Origin of the sequence: Collimonas arenae, assembly GCF_001584165.1 — a bacterium.
GTDB classification, from domain to species: Bacteria; Pseudomonadota; Gammaproteobacteria; order Burkholderiales; family Burkholderiaceae_D; genus Collimonas; species Collimonas arenae.
Genome location: NZ_CP013233.1, coordinates 22,901 through 39,477 on the forward strand (window position 1 = coordinate 22,901; position 16,577 = coordinate 39,477).

Sequence of the window (16,577 nt, forward strand, 5' to 3'; positions counted from 1 at the left end):
GTAGGTCTTTCGGCGTTTGCCGACCTGCACATATTGGATGGAGACAACAATGAAACACCTGCGTTTTCGCGCGACGACCGTCGTGCTGATCATGTTATGCCTGATGTATTTCATTACCTATCTGGACCGCGTCAATGTCAGCACCGCAGCAGCGGGCTTTGGCAAGGAATTCAATCTTTCAAAAACCGAAATCGGCCTGGTGTTTTCGGCATTCGCGTATCCCTACCTGGTGTTCCAGATTATCGGCGGCTGGGTCAGCGACAAGTTCGGCGCCAAGCGCACCCTGATTTACTGCGGCATCCTGTGGGGCATCGCCACGATTTTGACCGGCTTCGCCGGCGGCCTGTTCTCCTTGCTGATGGCGCGCTTGCTGCTGGGCCTCGGCGAAGGCGCGACTTTTCCGGCGGCCACGACTGCCATGTCGCGCTGGGTGTCGAAGGAAAATCGCGGGTTTGCGCAAGGCATCACGCATGCGTTTGCGCGCATCGGCAACGCCGTCGCTCCAGCGATGGTGGTGTTCATCATGGCGACGCACGGCTGGCGCGAATCGTTCTACATCTGCGGCGCGATCAGCCTGGTGTGGGTGCTGGTGTGGGCGTTCGTGTTTACCGAACATCCGGAAAAACATCCGCGCATCACGCCTGAGGAATTGGCGATCCTGCCTCAGGTCAAGAAGAACCAGCCGAAGATTCCGTGGGGGCCGCTGTTCAAGCGCATGCTGCCGGTGACCATCGTCTACTTTTGCTATGGCTGGACCCTGTGGTTATTCCTGAGCTGGATTCCGCAGTATTTCCTGCACAGTTACGACCTCGACATCAAGAAATCGGCACTGTTTGCCTCCAGCGTGTTCTTTGCCGGCGTGGTCGGCGATACGCTCGGCGGCATCGTCAGCGACCGGATTTTGAAGCGCACCGGCAACCTGAAGCGCGCGCGCAGCCAGATGGTCTCGGTCTGCATGTTGTTGACGCTGCTGTCGTTGTTGCCGCTGCTGTTCACGCACAACGTTTACATCTCGATCCTTTGTTTGAGCGCCGGCTTCTTCTTCGCCGAAATGACGATCGGCCCGATGTGGGCGATTCCGATGGACATCGCGCCGCAATACTCCGGCACCGCGAGCGGCATGATGAACACCGGCTCGGCGCTGGCCGCGATCATCTCGCCGGTACTGTCCGGCTACCTGATCGACCGCTTCGGCAATTGGGAGCTGCCGTTCCTCGGCAGCATGATCCTGATGGGATTCGGGGTATTCCTGGCGTTCCGCATGCAACCAGACAGCAAATTCGAGCAAAGCGTACCGGGCACGCCGGTCCATCCGGTCAAGGCTGGCGTGTAGCTGCATTTCAAGCATCTAGAGAGGATACGATCCATGCTGGTGAAGCCCATCCATCTGGTTCCGCGCGGCGGAGCCATGCCAACGCCGCTGGTCGCGCAATTGCGGCGCGAACTGCGGGGCGATGTCCTGTTCGACAAGGCCGATCGTGGCCGTTACGCGACCGATGCCTCGATCTACCAGATCATGCCGATCGGCGTGGTTGTTCCGCGCGACCAGGACGATCTGCTGACGGTACTGGATATTGCCCGCGATAACCATGTGCCGATCCTGGCCAGGGGCGCCGGCACCAGTCAGTGCGGTCAGACGGTGGGAGAAGCGCTGGTCATCGACAGTAGCAAGTGGCTCAACAAGGTGATCAATTTCGATCCGGCTACGCGCACCGTGACGGTTGAACCGGGCATCGTGCTTGATCATTTGAATGCGTGGCTGAAGCCGCATGGCTTGTGGTTTCCGGTGGATGTTTCCACTGCGGCCCAGTGCACGATTGGCGGCATGGCCGGTAACAACTCCTGCGGTTCGCGCTCGATTGAATACGGCAATATGGTACATAACGTGACAGCTATCGATGCTGTGCTCGCCGATGGCACGCAGGGACGCTTTGAACGCCTGGACCGGATGCCGGCGACGGCAAGGATGGACGAACTTGTCGCCGGCCTGCAGCGCATCGCACAGCGCGAGCGTAGCGAAATCGCCGAGCGTGTACCGAAGGTGCTGCGGCGGGTCGGCGGCTACAACATCGACATCTTCGATTGCCAGAATCCGCGCGCCTATACTGACGACGGTGTCGCCAACCTGGCGCATATTCTGGTCGGCTCCGAAGGGACGCTGGCGTATAGCCGGCAACTGACTTTGGCGCTGCTGCCTCTGCCGGAACACAAGGTGCTGGGCGTGGTCAATTTCCCGACCTTCTACCAGGCGATGGATCTGACGCAGCATATCGTCAAGCTGGGACCGACTGCGGTCGAGCTGGTCGACCGCACGATGATCGATCTGGCCATGGGTAATCCGGCATTCAAGCCGGTCATCGAAAAGGCGCTGGTCGGACAGCCGCAGGCGATCCTGCTGGTCGAGTTCTCCGGCGAAAATCTCGATGCGTTGTTGTTGAAGCTGGCGCAACTGGATGAACTGATGGCCGATTTGCAATTGCCCGGCGCGGTCGTGCAAATGCGCGGCGCCGCCGACCAAAAGGCGTTATGGGAAGTGCGCAAGGCCGGCCTCAACATCATGATGAGCATGAAAGGCGACGGCAAACCGGTTTCGTTCATCGAGGATTGCGCGGTGCCGTTGGAGCACCTGGCGGAATACACCAGCCAGTTGACCGAGGTGTTCCACAAGTACGGCACTGAAGGCACCTGGTACGCACACGCCAGCGTCGGCACGTTGCACGTGCGGCCGATACTCGATATGCGTCGCGGCGGCGCCAAGGACATGCGCGAAATTGCCGAAGCGGCGTCGGCGCTGGTGCGCAAATACAAAGGCGCATATTCCGGCGAGCACGGCGACGGCCTCTGCCGTGGCGAATGGGTGGCCTGGCAATACGGCCCGAAGATCAACGCGGCCTTCAGCGAGATCAAAGAACTGTTCGATCCGGAAAATCGCTTCAATCCGGACAAGATCGTGCGTCCTCCAAAGATGGACGATGCCGCCAATTTCCGCTTTGCGCCAGGGTATCGCGAACTCCCGCACGCGCCGTTGCTCGATTGGTCAAGCTGGAATGTCCGCAGAAATCCACTGACTGGTGAAGAAACGGCGCCTGGCAGCGGCGACGACCGCAGCGGCGGCCTGGCCAAGCTGGTCGAAATGTGCAACAACAATGGTCACTGCCGCAAGTTCGACGCCGGCACCATGTGTCCGAGCTACCGCATCACCAAGGATGAAAAGCACGTCACCCGCGGCCGTGCCAATACGCTGCGGCTGGCGCTCTCCGGCCAGCTTGGCAGCGCCGGCCTGGCTAGCGTCGAAGTCAAGGAAGTACTGGACTTGTGCGTATCTTGCAAGGGCTGCAAGCGCGATTGTCCGACCGGCGTCGACATGGCAAAAATAAAAATAGAAGCGCGCGCAGCATGGGCCGGAGAACACGGCGTCAGCCTGCGCGACAAGCTGATTGCCTTCATGCCGAAATATGCGCCCTACGCCAGCAGCGTCGGTGGATTCCTGGCGTTGGCCGACAGCGTGCCGCTCTTCGCATCCTGGCTCAAGAAGCGGATCGGCATCGCACCGCAACGTTCACTGCCCCGCTTCAAGAAGGCTTTCCTTGGTAACGCAAAAAGCACTTCCGGCAATGCAGACGGGCGCGAAGTATTGCTGTTCGTCGATACCTTCAATAACTACATGGAGCCGGAAAACGCCCGCGCCGCGCAACAGGTGCTGGAAGCCGCCGGCTACAAGGTGCATTTCAATGCACTGGCCGGCGAACAACCTTTGTGCTGCGGCCGCACCTATCTATCCGCCGGCCTGGTCGAACAAGCCAAGGCCGAAGCGCGCCGCACATTGGATGCATTGATGCCGCTGGTCCGGCGCGGCGTCGCCATCGTCGGCCTGGAGCCGTCCTGCCTGCTATCCATGCGCGACGAATTCGTGAATTACGGCTACGGCGACGAAGCCCGACAACTGGCGCAATCGGCCTACCTGTTTGAAGAATTCCTGTTGAAGGAAAAAAAGGAAGGCCAGCTGCAGCTTGATTTGCAAGCCCTGCCGACGAATCAGGTCCTGCTGCACGGACACTGTCATCAAAAGGCGTTCGACGCCTTCAGCCCGGTGCAAGCAGTACTGAAATGGATTCCCCACATCGAACTGGCCACCGTCGAATCCTCGTGCTGCGGCATGGCCGGCAGTTTCGGCTACGAAGCCGAACATTACGAAGCCTCTATCGCGATGGCCGAACTCGCCCTATTGCCGGCCGTCCGCAAGGCCGGCAACGCCAGCATCGTAGTCGCAGACGGCACCAGTTGCCGCCATCAGATTCACGATGGCGCGGGGATGGAGGCATTGCATGTGGCGCGGGTGTTGGCGTTGTCGTTGGGACAAAAAAAGCCTAGTTAAATGACGAGTTGATGATTCGCCGCTGGAATATAGATAGAAAAACAAAAGACCCTTACGGGCCCTTTGTTTTTGTTGTGGAGTATTCAGTTGAAGATCTCGTATTTCCCTTGAGTTGAGCTGACGCTTTTCCCGAGCGTACAGTGTCGCGGATCCATAATAATCCTGGCTGCTTCCTGTTGCCGCTACGCGAGCATTGTTTTCAAGGATTACCCATTCCTTTCGAAGTACATCCCAGCGCTTGTCAAACATCCGGCGCCTGCCGACGACGCCATCGATTTCTTTCAGTACGATGTATGGCGGAGGCAGCGTATCCAAGGTAACTTCGTACCAGATCTGATTGATCAGATGCAGTTGCACGCGGTCGGAAAGAATGCGACGAACCCTGCTTTTATCCAGTTCAAATGCAAGGTGCTCGCGATCTCTGTCAGCTTTATAGCTCGCATGGAAACGATTGCGCAGCAGGATTCCGGTTACCGGATGAACAAACAACTCAGCGCGGGACTGCGCCAATTCCACGTAACTCCCGGATCGCCTGTGTTGACGCAGTAATACGCGACCGGCTTTGCGGTCTCCTTCCCAGCGGGTCTGCGTCTCTACGACGTCATTCAGATGCTGCAGGATATGTTGCTTGACGGTGCTGCGGGCATCTATCACCGCTCGGATTTCTGCATAGACCTTGTCCCACGGACGATTGACCTGTTTTTCCAGAAAGCGCTTCAACGGCGCAAGATTCTCGTTGAGCCCCTTGCTATCGTTGTAACCCATTTTCATGCCAAGCAAGCCGGTAGGTTCTTCACGATTACGGAAAGGGCGGCCGTCGCCTTTGTAGGCATTGCTGTTTACGCGGCGTGGCCGTTCGACAATCACCTTGAACATATCGTCACGCATCGTCGCCTCCATCGCTTTTGCGTCCGGACAGCAGCTGATTCAGTTTTTGTTTTTCCGAGCGCCGTACTTGCCGCGCCGGATTGTGCGAAGTATGCCCACCGGCCTTCCTGGCTCGCGCAAGTGCGACCAGGGGATTGCGCGGCTTCGGTAGTTTGATCGTCACCTTCATATTCATCCTTTCACACAAATGACTTGGCGCAACGTGTGCACCACTTCAACCAGATCGGTCTGGTGCGCCATGACCTGATCGATATCCTTGTAGGCGGCCGGAATTTCATCGACCACGCCGCCATCTTTGCGGCATTCGATGCCGGCCGTTTGAGCGGCCAGGTCGAAGTGGTTGAACTTGCGCTTGGCTTCACTGCGGCTCATGCGCCGGCCGGCGCCGTGCGAGCAGGAGCAAAACGATTCCGGGTTGCCTTTGCCACGCACGATGTAGCTTTTGGCGCCCATGCTGCCGGGGATAATGCCGAGTTCGCCTTCACGTGCCGAGATCGCGCCTTTGCGAGTGATGAACAGGTTTTCATTGCCGTGCATTTCACGTGATACGTAGTTGTGATGGCAATTGATCGCTTCGCCGTCCAACTTGAATGGTGGCAGTTGCTGAGCCAGCACATCGACCGCTCGGCGCATCATTTCGCGCCGGTTGATCAATGCGTAGTCCTGCGCCCAGTCGACGGCTTCCACGTAGTCGTCGAACAGCGTCGAGTCTTCACTGAAGTACGCGAGATCCTTGTCCGGCAGATGCAGGTGATTGCGCTCCATATCCTTCTTCGCCGCCGAAATGAAGTAGCGTCCGATCACGTTGCCGATGCCGCGCGACCCGGAGTGCAGCATGATCCAGACGCGCTGTTCCTCGTCCAGGCAGATCTCGATGAAATGATTGCCGCCGCCAAGCGTGCCGATCTGGCAAATCCAGGTCTGCGCAAACTTGTGCTGCATCTTCATGATTCCCTTGTGTTGCGCCACGATGCGGTCCAGCCGGTCATTCAGCGGACGGCCGACGCGGGCGTGCGCCGAGCCGCGTACCTTGTTCCATTCGTGTTGTTCAAAACCGACTGGAATCGATGCTTCGATGGCGCTGCGCAGCCGCGCAAGGCTGTCGGGGAGCTGGCTTGCTGTCAGCGTGGTGCGTACCGCGTTCATGCCGCAGCCGATATCCACACCGACTGCGGCGGGAATGATCGCGGCGCGAGTCGGAATCACGCTGCCAACGGTAGCGCCAATGCCGGCATGGACATCGGGCATTGCCGCCACATGCGGATGCACGATCGGCAGGCTGGAGATGTTGATCAGCTGCTGCAGCGCACTGTGGTCGATCTCGTCGGTAAATATGTGCACGGGCACCAGGCCCTTGTGCAGGGTTTGTTTGATTGGCATAACTTTTTCTTCAAATTATTTGTCATGCCAGGGCTTTTGCCGCAGGCCGCGCCAATGGCGCGCCCGAAAAAGCAAAAACCCCGGCGAGTTTCCTCACCGGGGTTCTTGATTGGAACGTCCGGCTCGGGGCGGCAATATTGCCGATACCCCGAGCAGGCATGCGCGGGGCTATGTGTGTTGCGAATTACCGATAGCCGTCCGTGGCATAGCCGTTCCTTTCCTGTAAAAATTGTTGGTTGAAATTACTGAGCTGCGATTCTGCTCCCGATGAATTCCGGGTGTCAAACAATTCACGGAGCGCGCAGCGTGTTTTGTTGTTTTTCGGTGCACGATTTGTGCGGGAGAATGCGTTGCGGGATTGCGGCTACTTCAGTTCAACTCGCGCATCCTGCTGTGCTTCGGCAGGCGGGCGGCAAGGTAATCGTGTTGATCCGCCAGCACATTGCGGCCGCTCAGCAAATAGTGCTCGGCGCGGCAAGGAACGTACGGCACATACAACAGCGGGCGGAAATCTTCCAATGGCTTGTTGCCCTTTTCCTGGTTGCAGTCCTTGCAGGCGGTGACGCAGTTCATCCAGGTATCCTTGCCGCCATGGGAGCGCGCCAGGATATGGTCGCGCGACAGATCGCTATGTGTGAAATGGCCGCCGCAATAGGCGCAGGTGTAACGGTCGCGCCGGAATAGCAGATCGTTGTGATGGCCCAGCGGCAGTTCCATGTGCAGCATGCGCGCCATGATGGCGCTGCCGGCGATGGCGATGATCGGTTTGACGAGGATGCGCGACTGTACTCCGGTGCGCGAGTAACCGCCGCGAAAGACGATGTCCCCTTCTCCCAACTCCCAAGCCACCTTCCCGCTCGCATAATAGAGCACAGCGTCTTGCGGCGAAATCCAGTCGAACGGATTTCCTGCGATGTCCAGAGTCAGAATATGGGAGCTCATTTTCTTCACCTTTGCAGATGATTATAACCAGCATCTTGCGGTTTCGGAAAGTTCGTGATTTTTTGACTGCTTTAGCGACGTATGGCAATGAGTTCAGTTGCGGGATTGCCATTAGAGCGATTTTCCCGAGGCAATCCGCCTCTTTCTATCTTGTTTCGATGGTGCACGTGCTGAGCATGCCGTCATGTTCAAACGAAATCACTACTGGCAGGAAGTGTTCAATCACTTCGGCGTTCGTCGTCGCATGCTTTGACATGCAATTGGTGGTGAAGCGGCCACGGCCGGTCAGTGCAAATGGCAGCATGATTTGATCGGCCAAGTGCTCGCCGACTGCTGCTCCGGATGTGAGATATTGCCGCAATTGCGAAATTGCCTTCCTTGCAACATCTTCGGCGCGCACCATTTTCTCGCCGAACGCGCAAAAGACATCCGTAACATATTGATATTCGAGCGTGATGAGCAAGGCATTACCGGGACCCTGTTCAGCTGGCAAGCCACGGATCAGCAATTGTGACTCGTCCCAACCCATGGCTGCCTTCACACATGCGAGTTCCCGCTTTGCGACATCGAGTGGAACGCCGGCGATGAAGCTTTCCGCATAGCCTGATACGCGTTCTCCACGGGTCATCAATTCAAGTGACTTTAGCCGCGGGCATGGCGAAACGTGCGCAACTATTTCACCTCCACCAGCAGGATAAAAGCCGACGCGCTTCAATTCGATCTCTAGCGTTGCGCCCATCTCAGCCAACACGCGGCCATATGCGCGCTGCAAGAAATGCGCCGGGGGCGCCATCGAATTATGTGTACCGCCAGTGATATGAATCATGGAGGGTTCATCCGCATACAGCAGCGCCGGCAGCAATGTCTGCAACACCAAGGTACAGCTGCCAGCGGTGCCGATGGAGAATTTATAGTCCCCGCCCTTGATCTTGCCAGGCACAAATTCAAGCGATTGCGCGCCCACGGTTACAGAGCCGATATCGGCATTACATATTGCCGCCGCAGCTTGCACGGCGACCAGGTGTTGCCGCATCAATCCTGGCTTGGGACGATTTGCCCTGATATTGATAATGCGAAATGGTTGTCCGGTAATCATCGACAATGTTAATGCCGTACGCAAAACCTGGCCGCCACCTTCCCCTGTTGCCCCATTCAATTCAATCATTTTCTTCAATTTTTTCTTTGTTTTTATTACCGAAGTCACGCCTGTAAGCGTGACTTCGGGACGGTATAAGAGCAACGGCTCTCTATCCTTTAACACATACCACTTGCTTCAAGGTATGTATGACTTCGACCAAGGCGCGCTGCGCTTCCATCACCGCATCAATATCCTTGTAGGCCATCGGGATTTCATCGATCACATTAGCATCCTTACGGCATTCAACACCTTCGGTCGCCTTGATCTGGTCGTCGATGGTGAAGCGCTTCTTGGCTTCGGTGCGGCTCATGGTACGGCCGGCGCCGTGACTGCAGCTGTTGAAGCTCTCTGGATTACCTTTGCCGCGAACGATAAAGCTTTTTGCACCCATCGATCCTGGAATGATTCCCAGCTCGCCGGCACGTGCTGATACCGCCCCTTTACGCGTCACCAACACATCCTTGCCGAAATGCTGCTCCTTTTGCACATAGTTATGGTGGCAATTTACAGCTTCCACGTGAGTTTCGAACGGCTTTGTAATCACCGTACGAACTGCGGCGATCAAGTTTTGCATCATCACTTCGCGATTCATGCGAGCAAATTTCTGGGCCCAGCCAACCGCTTCGATATAGTCATCGTAATGCCGGGTCCCTTCAGGCAAATACGCCAAATCCTGATCCGGCAAATTAATGAAGTGGGTACGCATCTCTTGTTTGGCCAGTTCTATGAAATGGGAGCCGATCGCATTACCTACGCCGCGTGAACCGGAGTGCAACATGAACCAGACGGCATTGGTCTCATCCAGACAAACTTCAATGAAGTGATTACCGGAACCGAGCGTTCCCAAGTGGCGATAATTATTGGTTTTCGCCAGCTTCGGTGTTTTAAGGCAGACCGCGTCGAATTCATCCTTCAATTGCGCCCAGGCGGCATCGACCGGTGTTGGCGGAGTTTCCCAGGAGCCCTTGTCGCGTCCCTTGAATCCCGCGTCTTCGGCGAAGCACCGTGTGGAATGGCTTTTTCAATTGCGCTGCGCAACGGGCCCAGGTTATCCGGCAGATCGCGGGCGTTCAAGGTTGTCTTGGCCGCCATCATTCCGCAGCCGATATCCACGCCGACAGCCGCTGGAATAATTGCACCCAGCGTCGGAATCACGCTGCCGATAGTCGAACCTTTACCGAGGTGGACGTCCGGCATCACAGCGAGATGCTTGTAGATGAAAGGCATTTTCGCCGTGTTGCTCAGTTGTTGTCGTGCTTCGGCTTCCACCGGCACACCCTTGGTCCACATCTTGATATGGCTACCACCCTCAACATTGAGGACATCGTATTCTTCGTGTTTCATGATCTTTTCTTTTATAAATAAGGCTGATGTCGAGTGCTGCGGAAGTGCTTTCTTAGTTCTCCACCTGCATCCGCCTGATACCTGATAATGCGTGGTCAATCAAATCCCGACAAGAGTTGACAAGATATTTTGCCAAACTTGCTCGGTCTGGCAGGTCGGATAGGCACCGGCCATTCCAAATGTAGTCTTGTCCGTATTCGGGGACGCGCGTAATTGAGCGACGGTATGACAAGCAGTTGATGTGATGAGGCACGTTGATGTAGTCGCATCGGTATTCATGCCCCGTTCAAAGTTTGTACTGCTAATTCTGATCATCCAACTCATCTCTATCTCCCGTCTGTTGCCGAGACCGCTGTCGGTATTACCCGCGTATCGTTTGCGGCTAGGCATGTCATCCATAATTTCGTTACTTGCCTCTCCTTTATTGCAACGACTGTGCCAGATAAGTATGTAGCAGCGAATATCTCGTGTAACGAATTGATTTCAAAGAGATTTGTTAAATATTCTTTGCTTTCAAAAGAGTTTGTGAGATATTCATATTCCAAAGAGAATTATCTTATTGGATAAAGATTTATCTGAGAAATATGAAGAAGAAACGCATTGTCGTCATTGGATTCTTAGGTACCCAGCTTGATAAAGGCTCCGGCAGTGGCCGCTGGGAGAAATGGCGTCCGACAGTGGCGCTGACACAGCACGACGAGATGGTGGTTGAGCGGTTTGAGTTGCTCTACAGCGGCAAGTACGAGAATCTTGTGCAGCAGGTGACGAGGGATATCGGATCGGTGTCGCCGGAAACCGAGGTTGTTGCTCGCCAATTATCGATCGCCGATCCTTGGGATTTTGAAGATGTGTACGGTTGCCTGTTCGACTTTGCCAAAACCTATCCATTCGATACCGACAACGAGGAATACTGGATACACATCACGACCGGTACACACGTTGTGCAGATCTGCATGTTCCTGATGACTGAAGCGCACTATTTTCCTGGGCGGTTGTTGCAAACATCGCCATCGCGCAGGCAGACGGTGGGCGACGCAGGTAACTATACGTTGATAGACCTTGACCTTTCCAGGTATGACCAGATCGCGCAGCGGTTCTCGCGCGAACGGCAAGAAGGTGTCGCGTTCCTGAAGTCGGGCATCGCTACGCGCAATGCACACTTCAATACGATGATCGACGAAATTGAGCGGGTCGCCATCAAATCCAAGGCGCCGATGCTGCTTATGGGCCCTACCGGCGCCGGTAAGTCCTTCCTGGCGAAGCGCGTGTTCAAATTGAAGAAGGCGCGTCATCAGCTGGATGGCAAGTTCGTAGAGATCAATTGTGCAACGCTGCACGGTGATGGCGCTGGATCGACGTTGTTCGGCCATATCAAGGGTGCGTTCACCGGCGCGGCATCTGACCGCCCAGGGTTGCTCCGCACGGCGCACAAAGGATTGCTGTTTCTTGATGAGATTGGTGAACTTGGCCTCGATGAGCAGGCGATGCTGCTGAAAGCCATCGAGGAAAAGCGTTTCTTGCCAGTGGGGAGCGACAACGAAGTGCAAAGCGATTTTCAACTGATCGCCGGCACCAATCGCGATTTGTCGAGAGAAGTAGTGGCCGGGCGTTTTCGTGAAGATTTGTACGCGCGGATTAATTTGTGGACGTATGAATTGCCTGGGTTGGTAGATCGTTCCGAAGATATAGAGCCGAATATGGATTATCTGCTGGCTCAGTTCGGTGCAGAAAACGGCCAAATGGTCCGATTCAACAAGGAGGCGCGTGATCACTACATGCGGTTTGCAATGTCGAAGGAGGCATTGTGGATGGGGAATTTCCGTGATCTGTCCGCATCCATAACGCGCATGGCGACGCTGGCTGATGCTGGCCGAATTACTGATGCGATTGTAGTGGACGAGACGCTACGGCTGAAGCGGCTGTGGCAGCATTATGCGACGCCGCCCATCCAACCAGGCGAGTTCAACCTTGACGAGGTAATGGAGCGTGAGCAGATCGAGCAATTGGATTTGTTCGACGCTTTGCAATTGACGGCGGTAATCAATATCTGCCGGCGTTCGAAATCGATGTCGGATGCCGGGCGAAAATTGTTTGCGGCTTCGCGCAGCACAAAGCTCAATCCCAACGACGCGGATCGCCTGAAGAAATATCTTGTCAGGTTTGGACTCAGTTGGGGCAAGTTGAACGCCGATAGCACCGACGGATTCTGAGTTGCTGAGTACGGTGCCGTGTAAAAAGCGATCCAGCATGGGGAAATCGTGTTGTCCACCATCACAACTCGCTCGAAGGGCCATTGCAGGATTTTCTGTGTACTGGCATCGGTGGCGTTGCTATCTTTCACCAGCATACGGATCGTCCGCGGCAGTTGCATATGGTCGTGTCGGCCATGGGAGGTCTCCAGTCCACCACTGGCAGAGGTCAGTATGTATCAGCGCGAGCGAGGCGCGATGGAGTCAGGCGATTTCGTTACTGATCGGGATGCCTTCGAAAAGAAGCTGGTCAAGATCGGCTGCCCATTCCGCCATGTCTATGAGAGACCTAAAAACGGTCGTGGTGTTTCTCCCGCATCGGCGCGCGCCGTTGCGACGTAAATAATGCGTTAATGTATTCAATGTGCGTTAGCGCACAGATATGCCGGGATGTCCGTTGTAGAGTGAGTTGTGTCAGTGCAAATAAAGCTGCCGGATTGGATTGTTGATTGCTGCCGCTGGGGAACATTTTGGCTTTGGCGTGCTCAAACGACAACGTCTTGCCAGGATCGTGTCTATGGCCGACATGGCCGTTATTCGGCGCGATAGCGGAGAGCGAGGCGCTTGGAAGATATCAAATTGTTACTATTTGATACACCTGCCTTTGGCTTAAATGCTATATTTGCAACATTATACGAATCATAAACGGTATTTTTAGACGGAGAATAATATGCAAAAGAAATCACCATTGTTCCGGAGCCGCAGCCTCGCAGCGATCACTATCGCTTTGGCCAGTGTCACCTTCGCCGGCTGCACCACAACCATGCCGGATCGCGATGCCAGCGCCAGTAGCAGCCGTAACGAAATCAACGCCGGTGCTGACGCTACTCTGTCCAAGCTGTACCAGACAGCCCCCGCCTCGCGTGACCTGGTTGCGCGCGCCAAGGGCGTGCTGATTTTCCCGGCAGTGCTGCAAGCCGGCTTCGTGGTCGGTGCTGAATACGGCAAGGGCGTTCTGCGCGTCGGCAACCGCACCGAAGCCTATTACTCCACTACCGCCGGCTCGATCGGCTTCCAGGCCGGTGCGCAATCCAAGGCTATCGTTGTGCTGTTCATGACGCAGGATTCGCTCGACAAATTCCGTCATAGCGAAGGCTATACAGTAGGAGCCGATGCAACCGTGGCGCTGGCCAATATCGGTGCCAACGGCAATATCGACAGCAACACCGTGCAGCAGCCGATCATCGGTTTCGTCACCACCAATGGCGGCTTGATCGCCGGCGTGTCGCTGCAAGGCGCGAAGATCAGCAAAATCAACCTGTAATAGGCTTAAGGCCGCATGGCGACAGCCACGCTGCCTGCTTGTATCGAACGGCACCTGCGGGTGCCGTTTTTTTTGGAGTGAACTGGCAGTCTTAGTTTTGGTTTCAGTTCAGATGAGGATAAGTGAAGCCAATAAAGTGCACGGCATTCACGGCGAAATGCACGATGATGGGGGCTTCGATGCGGCGGGTGAGGTGATACGCATAGGCGTAGCCGAACCCGGCAAGCGTGGCCAGCATTACGTAGACGCCGCCGCCAGCCGCGTGGGCGGCGCCGAACAGCAAGGCTGAACAGACGATTGCAGCCGACCGGCCGAACCGCACATTGGCGAGCGATAGCGCCAGGCGATCCTGCAGCAATCCACGGAAGAAAGCCTCTTCCGCAACCACCGTAAAGAACAGGTTCGTCGCCAGAAACAACGCGCTGACTTGCGTGAATTTGAGATCAGGTTTGACATAAGCGATGCATGTCGCCAGACCGAGCACCGCTGCGATCGTGACCAGCGCAACAGGCCAGGTCTGTTTGAACAAACTGCCCCACTCCGGCGCCGTCTCGGCCCGTCTGCACAACAATGCCAGCAGGATCAGGCCGGCCGATCCCTTGTCGAAATTCGCATATTGGCTGAACGCAGCGGCGCCGACGGACAACGTCGTGTTCGCAATGATGAGCGGGTTGTTGAAACCGGGTAGCCGATGCAAGGCCAATCCCAACGCCAGCAGCGCCGTGCAAATGCCAAAGAAATAGCTTTGCAGGGACTTCGGTTTGGACGTAATGGCAACATAGGCCGCACCACCGAATGCCGCCAACGAAACAAGCGCGGCTGGGCGTAGCACCCCGCAGTCAGCCCGCAGGCGATGGCGGCGATGAAGAAAACGGTCCATGGCGCGATGACGGCGCGCTCGCCGATTCGTAGCGGTTTCAGCCAGACGGCGAGGATGGCAAATGCGAGTAATGCAAAAGTGAGGAAGATCGTTGCAGGGAAAATCATTGTTTTCAATAAGCGATTTATCGGCCAACGAAAATCCTAACACCGAGTGTCGGAATTTCAGCGATCTGCATGAAATCCATTGTGAGCGAAGTTACTTATCGCATGCATGCTGCTGAATCCTCTCGTTGATATCAGGGCAGCAGTTTCCCGATGATGTTCTGGATAAATGGCAATGCCTCACTGGGGCTCGCCGCTGTTGGAACTATGGGTGTATTGCCTTGCGCTAATGAGGCGATCAGATTGGCCGCCGATACGCCGTGGATCAGCGGCGCCAAGTGGGCGGCGGCTTGATGCAGGCTCTGCTGCATGTCATTCAGCGGCGCCAACCTGGCCTGGGCCAGCGCCAGAGCGTCGTCGGATGCCGGTGGCGGCAACGCTTGCACGACTTGCCTGCCATCGAGCGACGGCTGATTCAGATTGAGGACTGGATCCAGCACGGCCGCATTGGCATCACGATTCGTCAGCGGCTGGTCTATGTTGAATCGCTCACGTAGCGTACGGATGATTGATGTATGGTCGAAATATTCGCCGTTGGTTGAGCGGAGCACGGTTCCCGGCTGGATCAGCGGAGAGGCGATGACGGCAGGCACCCTTACGCCATAGCGGTCAAAATTAAAGACCTGCCCCGGCTTGGGGGACTCTGGTGGCGTGGCGCTGGGCGGCAGGACATGATCGTAGCAGCCGCCATGCTCGTCAAATATGACGATCAGCATGGTTGAATTCCAGCAGGGGAATTGAGGAGCGCGTTATACACGGTGGCGACAAGTTGATCGCCATAGTTCACATTATGCGGCGGATGCATGTCGTTCGGCCAGGTCACATCGGCAAAATAGCGCGGTTCGATGAATGAATAGGATGGCAGGTGGCCGTATTTGGCGTTGTCCAGGAAGTCTGCGAACGGATGGAAATGGTCTAGGTGATCCCACAGCCGGCTGAGGGTCAGCGCCTGCGGGAAGTCGTGATAGTAGATTTCCCAACCGTTAGGAACGACATCGTCCAGCACATTGAAGATCGTCGGCATCAGGTAGGGGAAATGTGCCGGGCTGTTGTTCTCATAGCCGTCTGCGGTTCCGGTATGCATGAAGAAGCGGTTTGGCCAGGTCTGGCATGGCGCCGACGCATACCATTCGTCGCAGATGGCGTAGCTGCTTGCCAGGGCCGTCAGTGCCGGCAGTTGGCTGGGCATGAAGTAATGCATGATGTCTCTTGCTGCGCCGCCCTGGCCGACGTAATTGGCGGCAAAGCCGCTCATCGGCGATGCAGCTGGCGCGAGGCCGAGCTGCTGGTTCATGTCGGTGAACAGTTCGCCGGGGTCCGGAGTGGGCAGCCAGCTGTCGTTCGGTCCGACCGGGCTGTTCCAGACCTGCACGGTACCGCCGCTGCCGTCGGGGTTGGTTTCGTTGCCGGTAAGTCCGTTGATTTTTCCTCCCAGCCAGTTCGGCGCGCCGAGCAAGTTATCAAACGAGCGGTTTTCCAGCATCAATACGACAAAGTAGTCAATCTGGTCTATCGACGCCATGTGTGCCTCCGTATGAAGCATGAGGTGTTGCGGCGTCAGATGCGGCTGACGCAACCGACAGCGATTGCCAGGCCCTAGGAAGCCGGCGGACCTTTGAGCTCGATCACATTACCTTCCGGGTCGGTGATGTAGATGGAAGGTCCTTCCCCTTCTGCGCCATTTCTCGATGCCAGTTCCCCCGCTTCCACGTTGTTTGCCCCGAGATGGCTGCGGATGGCGGTTTCATCGAAAGGTTCGACGCGAAAACACAAGTGGTCGACATTGCGCCCTTCCTTGCCTGGCGCCGCACCGCCGGCGCTGCCCAGTTTGCCGTCGACCGGAACCAGATCGACTAGCGAACGTCCGGCGCGCAACTGCACCAGGCCGATGGCGTCGTTGCGGCGCTCTATCGGGCAGCCAAGCACATCGCAATAGAAGTGCAGCATTTTCTCCAGGTCAATGACGCGTAACACGACGTGGTCGATTTCACGGATATGGATCATATTGGCGGA

The 16,577-nt window shown here is 56.2% G+C and carries 12 protein-coding genes and 2 pseudogenes; 6 read left to right on the forward strand and 8 right to left on the reverse strand.

Features of this window, described 5'->3' with window-relative positions:
• Window positions 1–49 precede the first annotated feature (49 nt).
• Together CAter10_RS00090 and CAter10_RS00095 are read left to right on the forward strand one after the other, a co-directional pair.
• On the forward strand, window positions 50–1,333 hold the full coding sequence (locus tag CAter10_RS00090) for an MFS transporter (protein WP_061531795.1): 1,284 nt from the start codon (window positions 50–52) through the stop codon (window positions 1,331–1,333).
• A 33-nt stretch (window positions 1,334–1,366) separates the two neighbouring features.
• The gene (locus CAter10_RS00095; protein WP_061531796.1) at window positions 1,367–4,375 is read left to right on the forward strand and encodes an FAD-binding and (Fe-S)-binding domain-containing protein; all 3,009 of its coding nucleotides are present in this window, start codon (window positions 1,367–1,369) and stop codon (window positions 4,373–4,375) included.
• A gap of 880 nt (window positions 4,376–5,255) precedes the next feature.
• Here CAter10_RS00095 and CAter10_RS22675 read toward each other — a convergent pair.
• The 5 genes and pseudogenes from CAter10_RS22675 to CAter10_RS00125 all read right to left on the reverse strand — a co-directional run bounded on the left by CAter10_RS22675 (window position 5,256) and on the right by CAter10_RS00125 (window position 10,067).
• On the reverse strand, window positions 5,256–5,426 hold the full coding sequence (locus CAter10_RS22675) for a hypothetical protein (protein WP_164840390.1): 171 nt from the start codon (window positions 5,424–5,426) through the stop codon (window positions 5,256–5,258).
• Between the two features lie 8 nt (window positions 5,427–5,434).
• Entirely contained in the window at window positions 5,435–6,643 is a 1,209-nt protein-coding gene (locus CAter10_RS00110; RefSeq protein WP_061531799.1) for an RtcB family protein, read from the reverse strand.
• Window positions 6,644–7,012: 369 nt separating this feature from the next.
• Window positions 7,013–7,585, reverse strand: coding sequence for an HNH endonuclease (locus CAter10_RS00115; protein WP_061531800.1), 573 nt, complete (start codon window positions 7,583–7,585; stop codon window positions 7,013–7,015).
• A 145-nt stretch (window positions 7,586–7,730) separates the two neighbouring features.
• Window positions 7,731–8,750, reverse strand: a complete 1,020-nt coding sequence (gene rtcA / locus CAter10_RS00120) for an RNA 3'-terminal phosphate cyclase (RefSeq protein ID WP_061531801.1) — start codon at window positions 8,748–8,750, stop codon at window positions 7,731–7,733.
• Window positions 8,751–8,832: 82 nt separating this feature from the next.
• Window positions 8,833–10,067: pseudogene (locus CAter10_RS00125) on the reverse strand (RtcB family protein).
• Window positions 10,068–10,651: 584 nt separating this feature from the next.
• On the opposite strand from CAter10_RS00125, the gene rtcR reads away from it, so the two are divergent.
• The 3 genes from rtcR (at window position 10,652) to CAter10_RS00135 (ending at window position 13,580) form a co-directional block, all read left to right on the forward strand.
• Window positions 10,652–12,277 carry an RNA repair transcriptional activator RtcR gene (gene rtcR, locus CAter10_RS00130; protein ID WP_061531802.1) on the forward strand — a complete coding sequence of 542 codons (1,626 nt, stop codon included), beginning with the start codon at window positions 10,652–10,654 and terminating at the stop codon, window positions 12,275–12,277.
• A 51-nt stretch (window positions 12,278–12,328) separates the two neighbouring features.
• Window positions 12,329–12,658 (forward strand): hypothetical protein, encoded by a 330-nt coding sequence (locus CAter10_RS22225; RefSeq protein ID WP_128082939.1) that lies wholly within the window; start codon window positions 12,329–12,331, stop codon window positions 12,656–12,658.
• A 328-nt stretch (window positions 12,659–12,986) separates the two neighbouring features.
• A complete protein-coding gene (locus CAter10_RS00135; RefSeq protein ID WP_061531803.1) occupies window positions 12,987–13,580 on the forward strand; it encodes a BPSL1445 family SYLF domain-containing lipoprotein in 594 nt (197 codons plus the stop codon).
• Between the two features lie 103 nt (window positions 13,581–13,683).
• On the opposite strand, the gene CAter10_RS00140 is transcribed toward CAter10_RS00135, so the two are convergent.
• The gene (locus CAter10_RS00140; RefSeq protein ID WP_236905428.1) at window positions 13,684–14,460 is read right to left on the reverse strand and encodes a CPBP family intramembrane glutamic endopeptidase; all 777 of its coding nucleotides are present in this window, start codon (window positions 14,458–14,460) and stop codon (window positions 13,684–13,686) included.
• Here CAter10_RS00140 and CAter10_RS23205 point away from each other — a divergent pair.
• Window positions 14,443–14,607 (forward strand): hypothetical protein, encoded by a 165-nt coding sequence (locus tag CAter10_RS23205; RefSeq protein WP_236905430.1) that lies wholly within the window; start codon window positions 14,443–14,445, stop codon window positions 14,605–14,607. The two genes, CAter10_RS00140 and CAter10_RS23205, sit on opposite strands and share 18 nt — an antisense overlap.
• Before the next feature lie 91 nt (window positions 14,608–14,698).
• Here the strand turns inward: CAter10_RS23205 and CAter10_RS24425 are convergent.
• Both CAter10_RS24425 and CAter10_RS00150 read right to left on the reverse strand, forming a co-directional pair.
• A pseudogene (locus tag CAter10_RS24425) lies at window positions 14,699–16,107 on the reverse strand (alkaline phosphatase family protein).
• 53 nt (window positions 16,108–16,160) lie between these two features.
• Entirely contained in the window at window positions 16,161–16,568 is a 408-nt protein-coding gene (locus CAter10_RS00150) for a VOC family protein (RefSeq protein WP_061531804.1), read from the reverse strand.
• Window positions 16,569–16,577: the final 9 nt, after the last annotated feature.